Genomic DNA, 15,571 nt, shown 5'->3' with positions numbered 1-15,571 from the left:
TCGAAATCGGTGGTGTCGCCTGATGGCAGCAGACTTTCCGTCGCGAGTTGGTTTTGGCGGACATCAGCAATAATTGTAGGTCCTGCGCATTCGCCTCGAGGCTTTCCCGGCATGGACTATCGCGACGACGACCTCAGGAAATTCGAAGCGCATGGCGCCACGCCCCTGCCGGTCGCAAGGGACGAAGGCCAGGTTGAGCATGAAGGCGCAAAAATCTGGTACGCCGCGTTTGGCGAAGGCCCGCCCGTGATCCTGTTGCATGGCGGTCTCGGTCATAGCGGCAATTGGGGATTTCAGGTTCCCGCGCTGGTCAAGGGCGAGTACCAGGTCGTGGCGATCGACAGCCGTGGCCACGGTTGCAGCACCCGCGACGAACGGCCCTACAAATACGAACTGATGGCTTCCGATGTCCTGGCCGTAATGGACGCCCTGCATTTGAAAAAGGCGGCCGTGGTGGGTTGGAGCGATGGCGCCTGCGTTGCCCTGATCCTTGGCATGAAAGCCGCCGAACGCGTCACGGGTGTGTTCTTCTTCGGCTGCAACATGGATCCGAGCGGCACCAAGGAATTCGAGCCAAGTCCGGTTATCGAGCGGTGTTTTGGCCGGCACGCCAAGGACTATGCCGAACTGTTGGCGACACCGGACCAGTTCGATGCATTCGTCAAAGCCGTCGGCGTGATGATGAAGACCGAACCCAATTATTCAGCCGCCGATCTGGCGCGGACGCGCGTGCCCGTGGCGATCGTTCAAAGTGAAGATGACGAGTTCATCAAAGACGAGCATGCGACCTATCTGGCCCGCAGCATACCGGCATCGGAATTGATCACCCTGCCCGGCGTCAGCCATTTCGCGCCGCTGCAACGGCCTGAGCAGTTCAACAGCGTGCTGTTGGCTTTCCTCGGAAAAATTCATTCCTGAGCAATTCCAGGAAAAGTGTGAAACGGTTTTCCGTCCGGAATTGCGTCAAAACAAAAGGTAGAGCGGTTCGGCGTTTCCAAGAAACGATGAACCGCTCAAGGGATTCGGTGTGCCGCTCTCCTTGAAGCCCGAAGGCTTTTTCTCGTCGAATCGGCTAAGCCTTGCGGCATGAACGAGACCTCACTCTATGTGCCGGTGAAGCGGTTCCTCGAAAGTCTCGACTTCGTCGTGAAGGGGGAGATTGGCGGCTGCGACATCGTCGCGCTGCGCGACGGCGAGCCGCCGGTCGTCGTCATCTGCGAATTGAAGCTGCAGTTCAATCTGGAACTCGTGCTGCAAGCCGTCGACCGTGCGGCTGCTTGCGACGAAGTGTGGCTGGCGGCGCGCATGTCGGCGCGCGGCAAGGGGCGCGAAAGCGATGCCCGGTTCCGCAATCTCTGCCGTCGGCTTGGCTTCGGCGTGCTTGGCGTGACCGCCAGTGACAAGGTCGAAGTGCTTGTCAGTCCTGCGGCGCCGGAGCCGCGCAAGAATGCGCGGAAGCGCTCTCGCCTTGTCGACGAACATCAGCGGCGCCGCGGCGACCCTGTCGCGGGGGGAGGATCGCGCAATCCGATCATGACCGCCTACCGCCAAAGCGCCCTCACCTGCGCCGCCGCGATGGTTGACGGACCCAGACGGCCGCGCGATCTGAAGGTCTTGACGCCGATCGCGCCGAAAATCCTGCAGCATAATGTCTATGGCTGGTTCGCGCGCGTCGATCGCGGCCTTTACGATCTCACCGATGCCGGCCGCGCCTCGCTGGTCCGTTGGCCGCAAACCCCGCACGATGATGTCCGACACGAGATTTTGATTGCGTCGACCCCCTAAATGCGGTGGCTTGCCGAGCATGAAGCGGCCCTCTTGGTTGATTTTTCAGACAAAACATGCTGCTTGTCCCGCCCATGAAGACACTCTGCATGATGGCCATTGCGTCCCTGACGCTGGCTTTTCCGGCCAGCGCAATGGACAATGCTTTGCGCAACGGCCTGATGAAACTTGATCCACAAACACGCCTAGAGCAGCGTTGCGATGCCGAAGTCCTGGACCGGATCACCCACGATGACCGCAAGTTCAAGGCCGACCGTGTCGTCGCCTACGCCTTCGCCACGCCCGAGATGACTGCCGATGCGATCAGGAGCCCTGGGGCGGCGTTCCGCAGCAAGGGACAATGGTATCGGCTGAAATTCAAATGCCAGACCGGTCCGGACCACATGGAAGTCCTGCAGCTGCGCTACCGGATCGGCGACGAAATTCCGGAAGCCGACTGGGCGAAGTACAATCTCTACGATTAGTTTTTCGCGGGTCCGCAACGGCTTCGGCTCACGAGCCGGCGGCGGCTGAAAATCCCGTGTAATGACCCTGCCACGAAAGTGGTTTTCCAGTGTTGTCTGTCGCAGCGTCTTGACGCCAGCGGACCATGCCTTTAGGCCCGTCTGGACAACCGACGACGAACACTCGGCGAAGGGCCTCCAGGTCGATGGAAATATTTACCGCCGCGGGCATATCGGCTCTTTTTCAGGTCATCGCCATCGATCTTGCGCTCGCGGGTGACAATGCCATCGTCATCGGCCTCGCTGCGGCCGGCTTGCCGGCCGCCCAGCGGAAGCGCGCCATTCTCGTCGGGATCGCGGCGGCCACCGTGCTGCGCATTTTCTTCGCCTTGATCACGCAATGGCTACTCACCATCGGACCGATGCTGCTTATCGGCGGCGGCCTGCTGCTGCTTTGGGTCTGCTGGAAGATGTGGCGCGAATTGCGTGTCAGTCATGAACAGGAGCGCGACGCGACCGAATCTCTGTCGAATGGTGATTTCAACAAGGACGGTGTCATCGGTGGCAAGGGGCCGAGCAAAACCTTCTCGCAGGCTGCCTGGCAGATCGTCATCGCCGACGTTTCGATGTCGCTCGACAACGTTCTTGCCGTCGCGGGAGCGGCGATGAACCATCCGACGGTTCTGATTGTCGGACTGGCCCTGTCGATTGCCCTGATGGGCTTTGCCGCCTCGTTCGTCGCGCGCCTCCTGCACAAATATCGCTGGATCGCCTATCTCGGCCTGGCGATCATTCTCTACGTTGCGGTGAAAATGCTGCTGGACGGTGCGGTACAGCAGTACCCCGAGCACTTCGCTTTCCTGGCGCCCTGGTTCGGGTCGGGCGGGCATTGATCCATCCCGATGGCGCGGACCAGCCTGTTGGCCGGTTTGCTTGATTGCTGAAGCCATGCTATTGCGCCGCGCGTATTGGCTCCTGCCACGCGCCACAGACCGACATTTACAGCGACTTGAGGCCGGACCAGCGTTTCGGCCCGTGCCCCCATTGGAAACTTGCCTATGTCCGCCCCTCGCGTCAGTTTCGTCAGCCTTGGATGCCCGAAGGCGCTCGTGGATTCCGAGCGCATCATCACGCGCCTGCGCGCCGAAGGCTATGAGATCGCCCGCAAGCATGACGGCGCCGATCTCGTCGTCGTCAACACCTGCGGCTTCCTGGATTCCGCCCGCGACGAGTCGCTCAATGCCATCGGCTCCGCACTTTCGGAAAACGGCAGGGTCATCGTAACCGGCTGCCTCGGCGCCGAGCCGGACGTGATCCGCGAAAAACACCCCAACGTGCTGGCGATCACCGGGCCGCAGGCCTATGAGAGCGTGATGGCGGCGGTGCATGAGGCAGCCCCTCCGAGCCACGATCCCTACATCGATCTCCTGCCGCCGCAGGGCGTCAAGCTGACGCCGCGCCACTATGCCTATCTCAAGATCTCGGAAGGCTGCAACAACCGCTGCACCTTCTGCATCATCCCCGCGCTGCGTGGCGATCTCGTTTCGCGCCCGGCGGCCGATGTGCTGCGCGAAGCCGAGAAACTGGCCAAGGCCGGCGTCAAGGAGTTGCTCGTCATCTCGCAGGACACCAGCGCCTACGGCATCGACATCAAGTACCAGACGTCGATGTTCGGCGACCGTGAAGTGCGCGCGAAATTCCTCGATCTCTCGGAGGAACTGGGCAAGCTCGGCATCTGGGTACGCATGCACTATGTCTACCCCTACCCGCATGTCGCCGACGTCATCCCGCTGATGGCCGACGGCAAGATCCTTCCCTATCTGGACATCCCGTTCCAGCATGCGTCGCCGCACGTGCTGAAGAACATGCGCCGGCCGGCGCATGGCGAAAAGACGTTGGAACGTATCCGTGGCTGGCGCGATGTGTGCCCGGATCTCGCTATCCGCTCGACCTTCATCGTCGGCTTTCCCGGCGAGACGGACGAGGATTTCGAAATGCTGCTCGACTGGCTGGACGAGGCCAAGATCGACCGTGCCGGCTGCTTCAAATACGAGCCAGTCCGTGGCGCCCGCTCCAACGACCTCGGCCTCGAACAGGTGCCGCAGGAAATCAAAGAGGCTCGCTGGCACCGCTTCATGCAGCGCCAGCAGAAGATTTCGGCGACGCAGCTGGCCAAGAAGGTCGGCAAGCGCCTGCCGGTGCTGATCGATGAGGCGAATGGCACCTCGGCAAAGGGCCGCACCAAATACGATGCGCCGGAGATTGACGGCTCGGTCCACATCCAGTCGCGCCGTCCGCTGCGCCAAGGCGACATCGTCACCGTCAAGATCGACCGTGCCGACGCCTATGACCTCTACGGTTCGGCTGTCTGAGCCTTCACTCAGCCTCTCCAGACAAATGAAAAGGGCGCCTCGCGGCGCCCTTTTCTATTCGGGTGCGTCGCTTACTGCGGCAGCTTGTCGTCGACGCCCTTGACGTAAAAGTTCATGCCGAGCAGCGTGCCGTCATCGGCGACTTCGCCGTCCTTCAGCCATGCCGAGCCGTCCTGCTTGGCGATCGGTCCGGTGAAGGGGTTCCAGCCGCCTGCGATCTTCTTCTCGGTCGCCTCGGCCATCGCCTTCACGTCGTCGGGCATGTTGGTGTAGGGCGCGAGCTTGACCGCGCCGTCCTTGATGCCAAGCCAGACATTGTCAGGCTTCCAAGTGCCGTCGATGGCTGCCTGCACCCGGCTGATGTAGTACGGGCCCCATTCGTCGGTCAGCGAGGTCAGCTGCGCGTTCGGCGCGAACTTGATCATGTCGGACGACTGACCGAAGCCGTGCAGCTTGCGCTCCTCGGCCACCTGCAAGGCGGCGGTCGAATCGGTGTGCTGGACGATGATGTCGGCGCCCTGGTCGAACAGCGCCTTGGCGGCGTCGGCTTCCTTGCCCGGATCGAACCACGAATTGACCCAGACGATCTTGGCCTTGAAGTTCGGGTTGATCGACTGCGCGCCGAGCATGAACGAGTTGATGCCCATCACCACTTCCGGGATCGGAAAGGAGACGATGTAGCCGGCAACGCCCGACTTCGATTCCTTGGCGGCGATCTGGCCGAGAACGTAGCGGCCTTCATAGAAGCGGGCATTGTAGATGCCGAGATTGTCGCCGGTCTTGTAGCCGGTGGCGTGCTCGAACATCACTTTCGGGAATTTCTTGGCGACCTTCACCTCGGCGTCCATGAAGCCGAACGACGTGCCGAAGATCAGCTTGCAGCCTTCGCGCGCCAGGCGCTCGAAAGCACGGTCGGCGTCGGGACCTTCGGAGACGTTCTCCAGATAGGCGGTCTCGACCTTGTCACCGAGCGCCTTCTCGACCTCGAGCCGGCCCTGGTCGTGCTGGTAGGAATAGCCGAAATCGCCGATCGGGCCGGTGTAGACCCAACATGCCTTCAACTTGTCGGCAGCCTCTGCGGACGCGGCCAGCGACAAAGCCGCTGTTGTCGTCATCAGGGCAATAAGCAGTTTTTTCATTGTGTTACCTCTCTGTGTTAAGCCTTGGAGCTTCCCGTCTTTTTGTTGTTGTCAACGATCCGGAACGAATGGCTGCCCCAGGGATGCCGGCGTGTTCATCATCGTCAGACGCTTGTTGCGCGAGATTAGAACGAGAACCACGACAGTTGCCAGATAGGGCAGAGAAGAAAGCATCTGCGAGGGCACCGGAATGCCAAAAGCCTGTGCATGAAGCTGGCCGATCCAGACCGCGCCGAAGATGTAGGCGCCGGCCAGCACCCGCCACGGCCGCCACGACGCGAAGACCACCAGTGCCAGTGCGATCCAGCCGCGGCCCGCGGACATGTTCTCGACCCATTGCGGCGTGTAGACCAGCGACAGATGGCCGCCGGCCAGACCGGCACAAGCGCCGCCGAAGATGACTGAGAGATAACGGTAGCGGATGACCTTGATGCCGAGCGCATGCGCCGACGTGTGACTGTCGCCGATCGAGCGCAGTGTCAGTCCGGTACGCGTCTTGAACAGGAACCACATGACGGCGGCAGTCAGCGCGATCGAGATGTAGAAGATCGGATCCTGGCCGAACAACAGCTTGCCCACGACCGGGATTGAACTGAGGCCGGGAATGTCGAGATTGGGCAGCCTGACGCCGGGCTGGCCGACAAAGCTCGTGCCGATCATGCCGGAGAGGCCGAGCCCGAGCAGCGTCAGCGACAGGCCGGTCGCCACTTGGTTGGTGGCCAGTGACAGCGTCATGACGGCAAACAGCAGCGAGAACAGCGCGCCCATGACGATTGCCGCCAAAAGGCCGATCCAGGGCGAGCCGGTCAGGTAGCCGGCGCCGAAGCCGCCGACCGCGCCCATGATCATCATGCCCTCGACGCCGAGATTGAGCACACCGGAGCGCTCGACCACCAGTTCGCCGATCGCCGCGATCAACAGCGGCGTCGCGGCCGTTGCGATGGTCAGCAGGATGTTGACGGTGATGTCCATCAGCGGGCTTCCTTCAACTTCGGCGCCGCTTCGAGCTTCGCCGCGGCTTCTTGTTTCGTCAGCGCCAGGCCGATCAGGCGGATGCGGTAGTGGATGAGCGTGTCGCAGCCGAGCACGAAGAACAAAAGCATGCCCTGGAACACCCGCGCCACCTTGTCGGAAATGCCGAGTGCGCTTTGCACCGCCTCGCCGCCGAGATAGGTCAGCGCCAGCACCAGGCCCGCGGCGATAATGCCGAGCGGATTGAGGCGGCCGAGGAACGCCACGATGATGGCGGTGAAGCCGTAGCCGGGCGAGATCACCGGCTGCAACTGCCCGATGGCGCCGGAGACTTCCGAGATGCCGGCAAGGCCGGCCAGTGCGCCAGACAGCAGGAAGGCGAAGAACACCATGCGGTTGAGGCCGAAGCCTGCGAAGCGCCCTGCCCGCGGGCTCGAGCCCAGTACGCGGACCTCGAAGCCCTTGAGCATGCGGCTCATCAGGATCCAGACCAGGACCGCGGCAACCAGCGCAAAGACGAAACCCCAATTGGCGCGTCCGGCGTCCGGCATCAGTTCCGGCAGCACGGCCGAGTCGCCGAACTGGATCGTCTGCGGAAAACCATGCCCCTGCGGATCGCGCCATGGGCCGCGCACCAGCCAGTCGAGGAAAAGCTGGGCGACATAGACCAGCATCAGGCTGGTCAGGATCTCGTTGGTGTTGAACCGGGTTTTCAGAAACGCCGGGATTGCCGCATAGGCCGCACCGCCGACCATGCCGAGCAGAAGCATCAGCGGCAGCACCAGCGGGCCTTCGAATTGCGGAAACAGCACCGGAATGGCGGAGCCGAAGATGGCGCCGAAGACGAACTGGCCCTCGGCGCCGATGTTCCAGATGTTGGCCTTGTAGCAGACCGACAGGCCGACCGCGATCAGGATCAGCGGTGCCGCCTTGATCGCCAGCTCATGCAACTGCCAGACCTGGCTGATCGGCTCGATGAAGTAGATCCGGAACGCGGTCAGCGGATTGACGCCGAGCAGCGCGAACAGAACCGCGCCGGCAACGATGGTCAGCGCGAAGGCGATGAACGGCGACAGGGCCGAAAACAGCACGGAACGCTGCGGGCGTTTGACGAGTTCGAGGCGCATCATGCCGTCTCCAGCGTATGTTCGGCGTGGCCGGGCTCGGCGCCGCCCATCAGCAGACCGACCTTCTCGAAGGTTGCCTCGGCGATCGGCATCGGCTTGGAAAGCTCGCCATTGTGCATGACCGCGATCGCGTCCGAGATTTCGAACAGCTCGTCGAGATCCTGGCTGATCACCAGCACCGCCGATCCGCTGCGCGACAGTTCGATCAGCGCCTGCCTTATATGAGCGGCGGCACCGGCATCGACGCCCCAGGTCGGCTGGTTCACCACCATGACGCTTGGGCGGCGGTCAAGTTCGCGGCCGACGATGAATTTCTGCAGATTGCCGCCCGAAAGCGCTGCCGCTTCCGGATCCGGCGCGCTCTTGCGCACGTCCATCGCCTCGATGATGCGTTGCGAGGCGGCATAGATTGCGGCGGCCCTGACCATCCCACCGCTGCTGACGAAAACCTTGCCGTCGGTGGCATGGCGCGACAGCAGAAGGTTTTCCGAGAGCTTCATGCGCGGCGCGGCTCCATGGCCGAGGCGCTCCTCCGGCACGAAAGCGGCACCCAGCAGGCGCCGTCCGGTGATGGTGAGGCCACCGGCATCCTTGCCACGGATGCGCACCGAGGCGGCATCCTGCTGCAACACCTCGCCGGAGACGGATTCGAAGAACTCGCCCTGGCCGTTGCCGGCGACACCGGCAATGCCGATCACCTCGCCTGCGCGGACATTGAGGTTGATGGCCTTGAGCGGAATGGAGAACGGCGTCGCCGGCTTGCGGCTGAGGCCGCGGATCTCGAGCAGCGGCTGTGCGGTTTCGATCCCTTCGACCGGCGCACGCACCACGGCCTGCACCTCGTTGCCGACCATCATGCGCGCCAGCGACGAGGCGGTTTCCTCGCGCGGGTTGCAGTGACCGACCACCTTGCCATGCCGCAACACGGTGGCGCGGTCGCAGATGCGTTTGACCTCTTCGAGCCGGTGCGAAATGTAGAGGATCGATTTGCCTTCCGCGCGCAGCCGCTGCAGCGTCTCAAACAGCTTGTCGGCTTCCTGCGGCGTCAGCACCGAGGTCGGCTCGTCAAGGATGATGAGCTGCGGCGTCTGCAGCAGGCAGCGGATGATCTCGATGCGCTGGCGCTCGCCGACCGACAGATCGCCGACCAGCGAGTCCGGATCGAGCGGCAGGCCGTAGCTGTAGGAAAGCGCCCTCGCCTTGGCGGCGATGCTGCTGATCGGCGCGCCGTCATCCAGGGAGAGCGCGATGTTTTCGGCCGCGGTCAGCGCTTCGAACAGCGAAAAGTGCTGGAACACCATGCCGATGCCGAGCTTCTTCGCAGCCCCCGGGCTGGCGATCCGCACCGCCTGGCCGTTCCAGAAAATCTCGCCGGAATTGGGCTCCAGCGAGCCGAACAGCATCTTGACCAGCGTCGACTTGCCGGCGCCATTCTCGCCGAGCAGCGCGTGGATTTCACCTTTGGCGATGTTGAGGTCGATATGATCGCACGCCGTCAGCGTGCCGAATATCTTGGTCAGGCCACGAACCTCCAGCAGGTTCGCCCCGTCATGATCTGCACTCACAGTGCCTCCCATCTGGTTAGCCAGATATGTTCTGTGTTCCCGCAAGCATGGTAGGCGCCGCCGGCTCTCAACGGAAAGCGGCACGCGTCTTGAAAGAGCTTCAAGAATTTCAGCGGAAATTCAAGGGATAGCAAGCCTGGCGGGACTAAGGGATGAGAATGGTCGTCCCTGTTGTCCTGCGGCCTTCGAGGTCGGCATGCGCCTTGCCCGCATCCTTCAGCGCATAGCGCTGGTTGATCTTGATCTTGACGGCACCGCTGAGCACCACCTCGAACAGCGCAGCCGCGGAGGCATCGAGGTCCTCGCGCTTTGCGTTGTAGACGAACAGCGTCGGCCTGGTCGCGAACAAGGAACCCTTCTGGGCCAGCAGCGACATCGAGAATGGTGGGATCGGTCCAGAGGACTGGCCGAAGCTGACGAACATGCCGAGCGGCTTCAGGCAGTCGAGCGAGGCCGGAAAGGTGTCGTTGCCCACCGAATCGTAGACGACGTCGCATTTTTTGCCGCCGGTGATGGCGGCAACGCCGGCGACGAAATCCTGCTCCTTGTAATTGATGACATGGTCGAAGCCGTGCGCCTTGGCGAGCTCGATCTTGTCGGTCGAACTTGCCGTGCCGATGACCGTTGCGCCGAGATGTTTTGCCCATTGGCCCAGAATCAGCCCGACGCCGCCGGCCGCGGCATGGAAAAGGATCGTGTCGCCGGCCTTTACCTTGAAGGTGCGGCGCAAGAGATATTCGGCGGTCATGCCTTTCAACATCATTGCGGCGGCCTGTTCGTCGCTGATGCCGTCGGGAATCTTCACCACGCGGTCGGCGGCGATGACGCGTTGCTCGGCATAGGCGCCGACATTCGTCGAATAGGCCATCCGGTCGCCCGGCTTCAGCCAGTCGACGCCCTCACCGACCTCTTGCACCACGCCGGCGGCTTCGCTGCCGGGAATGAGCGGAAAACCGCCGGGCGGCGGATAGAGCCCTGAGCGATGATAGACATCGATGAAGTTGAGGCCGATCGCCGTATGCTTGACCAGGATCTGCCCAGAACCCGGCTTGCCCGGATCGGTGTCCTCATAGGTCAGAACTTCCGGGCCGCCATGGGCGTGGATGCGGATCGCTTTGGACATGGATTGGCTTCCTGTGGGAGTGGCTGATCAGGCCTTCTTGGCACCGAGATTTGGAAAGAACTGCATGATGCCACCGATAGAGGCGAGGTAGAGCCCGCTGATGGTGATCCCGATCTTGATGAAAGTGCTGACCTGTTCGCCCAGCACGCCGATCTGATCATAGAAGGCGGCAAGCGCCGCCTGCGCAAGCGCAAGCGCGCCGAAGGCGCACCACAAAAGCGTCATCGTGAGATTGATGCGCCGCAGGCGCACCACCCGCACCGGATGAATGAAATTGATCGGGACGAACGTCAGAATGCCGGCCACCACCACCACCGCGAACGAGACCCATTGTCCCGGTTCGATGACGAACAGCGTGAACACCACCATGTTCCAGACAACCGGGAATCCCTTGAAGAAATTCTCCTTCGTCTTCATGCCGGTGTCGGCATAATAGATCGCGCTGGAGACGACGATGATCGCCGCCGACAGGAATGACAGGCCCTCGCCCATGAAGCCGCGCTGGTAGAGCGCGAAGGCCGGGATCAGCACATAGGTCACATAGTCAATGATGTTGTCGAGGAGTTCTCCCGACCAGGTCGGCAGGATTTCCTTGACCTCGAGCTTCCTGGCGATCGGCCCGTCGATGCCGTCGACGAACAGCGCCAGTCCAAGCCACCAGAACATTGACGTCCAGCGTTCCTCACTCGCAGCCACTAGCGACAGGAAGGCAAGGAATGAGCCTGACGCCGTCAGCAGATGGACGGAGAACGCCCTCGCCTGCGGCCAGGTGACTTTCTTCTTCGGTCGCGGAATCCGATCGGTGATCTTCTTGGCGGCTTTCCTTGCTGCCATGTTTCTGGCCGCCATGTTCCTGGCCGTTGTGTTCTTGCTCACGGGCCCCGCCAATCCAGCTTGCAGATTTCGGCCGAGCGGCCGGCAAAATTCCAGTTTCGGCCAAAAGCCCGCATCTTGCTCTTGTCGGACCTCGCCACGATGATCTCCGGCGCGATCCAGTATTCCGAATTCGTGATCACCGTATCCTTCTCGCGATCCTTGCCCGCGATCGGCGTAACCGCCCCGTCGATGATCTTCGATATCTGGAAGATACGCGTCTTGTCCCGCGTCTCATAGGTGATCGGCACCTGTTCGACACCCAGGAATTTTCCGACCAGGATCGACAGCAGCGACGTGGTGCCGCCCGCCTTGCCGGTGAAGATCTTCGTCAATGCCTTGACCGCGTAGACCGAGGCGCGTTTGTCGATGAAGAGACCCGCGGTCCAGTTGCCGCGGCTCATATAACCGGGGATTTCCATGATCAGCCCAACGTTGAGGCCGGAAAGGTCGACCTCGCCGAAATGACCGGCGTCGATGCGGAAACCCGCCCAGGTCTGGCAATAGCCCTCGGTCGGAGGGTGACTGCCGAGCGACAGCACGCAAGGGCAAAAAACCGTGCAATTGCAGGAGAGTACAAGCTCTCCTTTCATTGCCCAGCCCTGGTCTGTCATCGAATTTCCCCCACTCACAGCGAGACTACTAGCAGCGCGGCTGACCAGACAAGCAGTATCGCACCGGCCAGCCGGGTTGGAAGACTGCCCGTCGTCTGTTTTTCAATCAGGGTGAACAGGCCGATCAGCGCCATCCAGAAGATGTTCATCACGCCGACCGCAAACATTACCAGCATCAGCGCCCAGCAGCAGCCGAGGCACCATATGCCTTGCACGACGCCGAGCCGGAACACGCGGATCGGTTTGGCGCTCCAGTTCGAAAACAGGATCGAGAACGGGTTGCGGCATTTCTTCAGGCAAGCCTCCTTGAGGCCGCTGAATTGGTAGAGGCCGGCAATCAGCAATGCGAGCGCGCCGGCAATGCCAAGCACCGGATCGTAGATTTCGCCGGACGCGGCGAAAGTGTGCACGCCCAACGTCAGCGCTGAAAACAGCATCGAGGCGGCGAGCCAGACGCCGAGATAGCCGGCAACCAGCACCAGCGGGTGGACGACCGGCTCGCCCTTGATCCGGGCCGTATCGGCGATCTCGCAATAGGTGCGGATCATCGGTGCCGCGGACGGCAGCATCGCGGCGATCGCCATCAGGAACCACATCAGGACAAGCGCCAGGGCGCGCAAACCGATGCCTGCGTCCAGCGGCGCCGGCGACAGGCAGAGCGCGAAGAACCGTTCCAGGAAATCGGGCAGCGGCATCTGTGGCAGGCCGCGCAAGAAAGTGTCGCCGGGTGCGCTGCCCCGGGCTTCGGCACCGCGAATCGCCATCGCGGCGAGCGACAACCAGGCGAGCGCTATGCCGGCGCCGACAACGACATTGACCGTCAAGCGCGGGTTGCGCGCAATATCAGCCGTGGCGCGGCCGGCGCGGTCGAGATGGCTGAAATCGTCCTGGTGGCCGGTCATGCCCCCGAATGGGCCGAATCGCCACGTTGATCAAGCCGCATGATCTGACCTATATGCTCCTTGACTGGCAGGTCTGGTGGCCCGCCTCGCATCGCAAGCCGAGAGCCGATCCTTGGAGCATCAGGAAACAGCGCCGATACTGATTGCCGGCACCGGACCGGCAGGGCTGATCGCGGCGCTAGCTTTCGCCGATGCCGGCTTCCCGGTGACGCTTGTCGGGCCTGAGGCATCGGCCCCCGATGGCCGCACCACGGCGCTGATGAACCCTGCCCTGAAAGTGCTTGAGCGGCTTGATGTCCTCGAAGACATCAAGTCCAAGGCCGCCCCCTTGAAAGTCATGCGCATCGTCGATGCGACCAGCCGGCTGATCCGCAGCCCCGTCGTCACCTTCCGCGCCAGCGAGATCGACGAGGACCAGTTCGGGCTGAATCTGCCCAACAGCGTCTTTGGCCCGGCGCTTGCCGGCAAGGTGGCCGCGCATTCCGGGATCGAATGGCTGAGGTCAATGGTCAAGACCTGGCGTCTCGATGCCGACAAGGCTTATGCCACCCTCGCCGACGGCAGCGAGGTTGGTGCGTCGCTGGCGGTCGCTGCCGATGGGCGCCTATCGCCTGCACGCGAGGCGGCGGGCATTTCGACCGCTGCGCGCTCCTATCCTCAGGCGGCACTCGTGCTCAATTTCGGCCATAGACGCGAGCATGCCTTCACCTCGACCGAATTCCACACCGAGACCGGACCGTTCACACAGGTTCCGTTATCAGGCAATCGCTCAAGCCTTGTCTGGGTGGTCAAGCCCGAGACCGCCAAGGAACTTGCCGCACTGGATGATGCGGCGCTCTCGCTGCGGGTCGAGCAGCAGATGCAGTCGATGCTGGGCCGGGTGACGGTAGAGCCGGGTCGCCAGATCTATCCGCTTTCGACCGTGACGCCCTTGCGCTTTGCACATCGGCGGGTGGCGCTTGTCGGCGAAGCCGCGCATGTATTTCCGCCAATCGGCGCGCAAGGCCTCAACCTTGGCATCAGGGATATTGACGATCTAATTGGAATTGCTGATGAAAATCGTGGCGATCCCGGCGCGGTCAAGGCGCTTGCCGCCTACGATTTCAAGCGCCGCCCCGATATTCTGGCACGCAGCAGCGCAGTCAATCTGCTCAACATGTCGCTGCTCTCCGATATGCTGCCGGCGCAGATGGCACGCGGCGCCGGTCTCGGCGTGCTCGGTGGCTTTGCACCGCTCCGCGCCTTCTTCATGCGCGAAGGGCTTCGTCCCGGCAGTGGTTTTGCAGCACTTGCCCGCGGCCTGCGAAAACCGATGCGGCAGCAGTAGCGATCTTGCCGACTTTATCGCGACATCGCGACGTCAAATCAAAAACCTTTGCGCCGTATTCTGCGTAGTTTGAGGACGCTCAAGCGCTTCGGGATTGAATTGACTCGGAGTCTGCGCCAAATAAAGTCAAGGAATTCAGTGGTGAGTACGATGAAAACGGCCAAATTCGCGATCGGACAGGTGGTTCGCCACCGGCTGTTTCCGTTTCGGGGCATCATTTTCGACGTCGACCCGCAATTCGCCAATACCGACGAATGGTACGAAGCCATCCCTGCCGACGTGCGGCCGCGCAAGGATCAGCCCTTCTACCATCTGCTCGCCGAGAATTCGGAAACCGAATACATCGCCTATGTGTCGGAGCAGAATCTGCTCGAGGATCAGTCGGGTGAGCCAGTCCGCCACCCGCAGATCAAGGAGATGTTCGACAAGAAGCCGGACGGACGCTACGAGCCGAAACGGCAGTCCAGGCACTGACGTCCCGGCATTCCAGGCCATAGCCAGGAACGAAAAAAGCGGGGCATGACCCCGCTTTTTCTTTGACTCTAGAATGCCCGAGCCGGTGATCAGTTGGCGGTCTTGGCCTTGTCCTGCTCGTCCTTGAGCTTCTTGGCGAAGTCCTGGTTGTTCTTGGCGACGAAGTCCTGGAGCTTCTTCTGCCGGTCCTCGATGTCCGACTGCTGCAGCGGCGCGCCGTCATAAGCGCCGCTGAAGCCCTGAAGGGCGATCTTGATCGGGTTGGCCTGGTTCTGGAAATTGATCGAGGTCAGCGTGATCCCCTGGCCTTTCTTGAACGCGGCGACGAGCTGGTCGGTCAGCGGCACTTCGGCCACGCAACGATCTGGGAAGCAGATCACATAGTCGAGCTTCACGGTCTTGCCGGTATCGATCTGCAGGCCGATGCCGGGAGGTACGAGGCGGCCGGTCGGGACCGTCACCTGGAACACCTTGCGGTTCACCTTGCCCTTGAGTTCGATCAGGCTCACGCCGGTGACGAGCTGGCCGTTGCCGGCAGTGACGATGTTCTGGACGTTGCAGATGTCGACGTCTTCCTGCTTGGTGCAGGCCTTGAACCAGCCCTGTGGGATCTGCGGCTGCTGCTGTGCGGAAGCGGCGGGAAGTCCTGCGCCCAGAAAGCCGACCACGCCCGCGGCCATGACCGAAAGGCGGTACGCATTGCTGTTCAGGCTCGTCATGTCGTGCACTTCCTCTCAAATGATCCCGGAACCGGCTTCTCTGCGCCGTGTGGTCCAGCTACCTGTTGCCGAAATGAGGCAACAGAATGACTTCGGTCGGCGTGTTACACTGCAAGCGGTGCCGAATCCAGCCCGC

Annotated in this window: 16 protein-coding genes; 7 read left to right on the top strand and 9 right to left on the bottom strand. The window is 62.1% G+C overall.

What is annotated here, in order from left to right:
• Positions 1-111 precede the first annotated feature (111 nt).
• From AC1D05_RS27285 to rimO, 5 genes are all read left to right on the top strand, one after another.
• On the top strand, positions 112-918 hold the full coding sequence (locus tag AC1D05_RS27285; protein ID WP_477444801.1) for an alpha/beta fold hydrolase: 807 nt from the start codon (positions 112-114) through the stop codon (positions 916-918).
• A gap of 168 nt (positions 919-1,086) precedes the next feature.
• The gene (locus tag AC1D05_RS27280; protein ID WP_477444800.1) at positions 1,087-1,785 is read left to right on the top strand and encodes a DUF2161 domain-containing phosphodiesterase; all 699 of its coding nucleotides are present in this window, start codon (positions 1,087-1,089) and stop codon (positions 1,783-1,785) included.
• 56 nt (positions 1,786-1,841) lie between these two features.
• Positions 1,842-2,249, top strand: coding sequence for a DUF930 domain-containing protein (locus AC1D05_RS27275; protein ID WP_477444799.1), 408 nt, complete (start codon positions 1,842-1,844; stop codon positions 2,247-2,249).
• 185 nt (positions 2,250-2,434) lie between these two features.
• Complete coding sequence (locus AC1D05_RS27270) at positions 2,435-3,121, top strand: TerC family protein (protein WP_477444798.1); 687 nt, start codon at positions 2,435-2,437, stop codon at positions 3,119-3,121.
• Between the two features lie 165 nt (positions 3,122-3,286).
• The gene (gene rimO, locus AC1D05_RS27265) at positions 3,287-4,600 is read left to right on the top strand and encodes a 30S ribosomal protein S12 methylthiotransferase RimO (RefSeq protein WP_477444797.1); all 1,314 of its coding nucleotides are present in this window, start codon (positions 3,287-3,289) and stop codon (positions 4,598-4,600) included.
• A gap of 71 nt (positions 4,601-4,671) precedes the next feature.
• Here the strand turns inward: rimO and AC1D05_RS27260 are convergent, their stop codons facing one another.
• From AC1D05_RS27260 to AC1D05_RS27225, 8 genes are all read right to left on the bottom strand, one after another.
• Entirely contained in the window at positions 4,672-5,739 is a 1,068-nt protein-coding gene (locus tag AC1D05_RS27260) for a BMP family ABC transporter substrate-binding protein (protein ID WP_069092151.1), read from the bottom strand.
• A gap of 51 nt (positions 5,740-5,790) precedes the next feature.
• Positions 5,791-6,711, bottom strand: a complete 921-nt coding sequence (locus tag AC1D05_RS27255) for an ABC transporter permease (RefSeq protein ID WP_475450808.1) — start codon at positions 6,709-6,711, stop codon at positions 5,791-5,793.
• Positions 6,711-7,841, bottom strand: a complete 1,131-nt coding sequence (locus tag AC1D05_RS27250) for an ABC transporter permease (RefSeq protein WP_477444796.1) — start codon at positions 7,839-7,841, stop codon at positions 6,711-6,713. The genes AC1D05_RS27255 and AC1D05_RS27250 overlap by 1 nt, the downstream gene beginning before the upstream one ends.
• A complete protein-coding gene (locus tag AC1D05_RS27245) occupies positions 7,838-9,415 on the bottom strand; it encodes an ABC transporter ATP-binding protein (protein WP_477444795.1) in 1,578 nt (525 codons plus the stop codon). The genes AC1D05_RS27250 and AC1D05_RS27245 overlap by 4 nt, the downstream gene beginning before the upstream one ends.
• Positions 9,416-9,548: 133 nt before the next feature.
• The gene (locus AC1D05_RS27240; RefSeq protein WP_477444794.1) at positions 9,549-10,526 is read right to left on the bottom strand and encodes a quinone oxidoreductase family protein; all 978 of its coding nucleotides are present in this window, start codon (positions 10,524-10,526) and stop codon (positions 9,549-9,551) included.
• 27 nt (positions 10,527-10,553) lie between these two features.
• The gene (pcsA, locus tag AC1D05_RS27235) at positions 10,554-11,360 is read right to left on the bottom strand and encodes a phosphatidylcholine synthase (RefSeq protein WP_477444962.1); all 807 of its coding nucleotides are present in this window, start codon (positions 11,358-11,360) and stop codon (positions 10,554-10,556) included.
• 38 nt (positions 11,361-11,398) lie between these two features.
• Positions 11,399-12,013, bottom strand: a complete 615-nt coding sequence (locus AC1D05_RS27230; protein ID WP_477444793.1) for a DUF1326 domain-containing protein — start codon at positions 12,011-12,013, stop codon at positions 11,399-11,401.
• Positions 12,014-12,027: 14 nt separating this feature from the next.
• Positions 12,028-12,915 carry a DUF2182 domain-containing protein gene (locus AC1D05_RS27225; RefSeq protein ID WP_477444792.1) on the bottom strand — a complete coding sequence of 296 codons (888 nt, stop codon included), beginning with the start codon at positions 12,913-12,915 and terminating at the stop codon, positions 12,028-12,030.
• Positions 12,916-13,027: 112 nt separating this feature from the next.
• On the opposite strand from AC1D05_RS27225, the gene AC1D05_RS27220 reads away from it, so the two are divergent.
• Positions 13,028-14,242 carry a UbiH/UbiF family hydroxylase gene (locus tag AC1D05_RS27220; protein WP_477444791.1) on the top strand — a complete coding sequence of 405 codons (1,215 nt, stop codon included), beginning with the start codon at positions 13,028-13,030 and terminating at the stop codon, positions 14,240-14,242.
• Positions 14,243-14,392: 150 nt separating this feature from the next.
• Entirely contained in the window at positions 14,393-14,716 is a 324-nt protein-coding gene (hspQ, locus tag AC1D05_RS27215) for a heat shock protein HspQ (protein WP_027027770.1), read from the top strand.
• 89 nt (positions 14,717-14,805) lie between these two features.
• Here hspQ and AC1D05_RS27210 read toward each other — a convergent pair whose 3' ends face one another.
• A complete protein-coding gene (locus AC1D05_RS27210; protein ID WP_477444790.1) occupies positions 14,806-15,435 on the bottom strand; it encodes an invasion associated locus B family protein in 630 nt (209 codons plus the stop codon).
• Between the last annotated feature and the right edge of the window lie 136 nt (positions 15,436-15,571).

This window comes from Mesorhizobium sp. P2_E9 (assembly GCF_056403815.1).
Note: the sequence above shows the minus strand (reverse complement) of the source record. Positions and strands in the feature narration are given on the sequence as shown.

Bases quoted from the DNA above. Each gene is read 5' to 3' on its own strand.
- AC1D05_RS27210 (WP_477444790.1), bottom strand. From the start codon at position 15,435: ATGACGAGCCTGAACAGCAATGCGTACCGCCTTTCGGTCATGGCCGCG.
- AC1D05_RS27275 (WP_477444799.1), top strand. From the start codon at position 1,842: ATGCTGCTTGTCCCGCCCATGAAGACACTCTGCATGATGGCCATTGCG.
- rimO (WP_477444797.1), top strand. From the start codon at position 3,287: ATGTCCGCCCCTCGCGTCAGTTTCGTCAGCCTTGGATGCCCGAAGGCG.
- AC1D05_RS27245 (WP_477444795.1), bottom strand. From the start codon at position 9,415: ATGGGAGGCACTGTGAGTGCAGATCATGACGGGGCGAACCTGCTGGAG.
- AC1D05_RS27260 (WP_069092151.1), bottom strand. From the start codon at position 5,739: ATGAAAAAACTGCTTATTGCCCTGATGACGACAACAGCGGCTTTGTCG.
- AC1D05_RS27250 (WP_477444796.1), bottom strand. From the start codon at position 7,841: ATGATGCGCCTCGAACTCGTCAAACGCCCGCAGCGTTCCGTGCTGTTT.
- pcsA (WP_477444962.1), bottom strand. From the start codon at position 11,360: ATGGCAGCAAGGAAAGCCGCCAAGAAGATCACCGATCGGATTCCGCGA.
- AC1D05_RS27285 (WP_477444801.1), top strand. From the start codon at position 112: ATGGACTATCGCGACGACGACCTCAGGAAATTCGAAGCGCATGGCGCC.
- hspQ (WP_027027770.1), top strand. From the start codon at position 14,393: ATGAAAACGGCCAAATTCGCGATCGGACAGGTGGTTCGCCACCGGCTG.
- AC1D05_RS27270 (WP_477444798.1), top strand. From the start codon at position 2,435: ATGGAAATATTTACCGCCGCGGGCATATCGGCTCTTTTTCAGGTCATC.
- AC1D05_RS27255 (WP_475450808.1), bottom strand. From the start codon at position 6,711: ATGGACATCACCGTCAACATCCTGCTGACCATCGCAACGGCCGCGACG.
- AC1D05_RS27225 (WP_477444792.1), bottom strand. From the start codon at position 12,915: ATGACCGGCCACCAGGACGATTTCAGCCATCTCGACCGCGCCGGCCGC.
- AC1D05_RS27280 (WP_477444800.1), top strand. From the start codon at position 1,087: ATGAACGAGACCTCACTCTATGTGCCGGTGAAGCGGTTCCTCGAAAGT.
- AC1D05_RS27230 (WP_477444793.1), bottom strand. From the start codon at position 12,013: ATGACAGACCAGGGCTGGGCAATGAAAGGAGAGCTTGTACTCTCCTGC.
- AC1D05_RS27240 (WP_477444794.1), bottom strand. From the start codon at position 10,526: ATGTCCAAAGCGATCCGCATCCACGCCCATGGCGGCCCGGAAGTTCTG.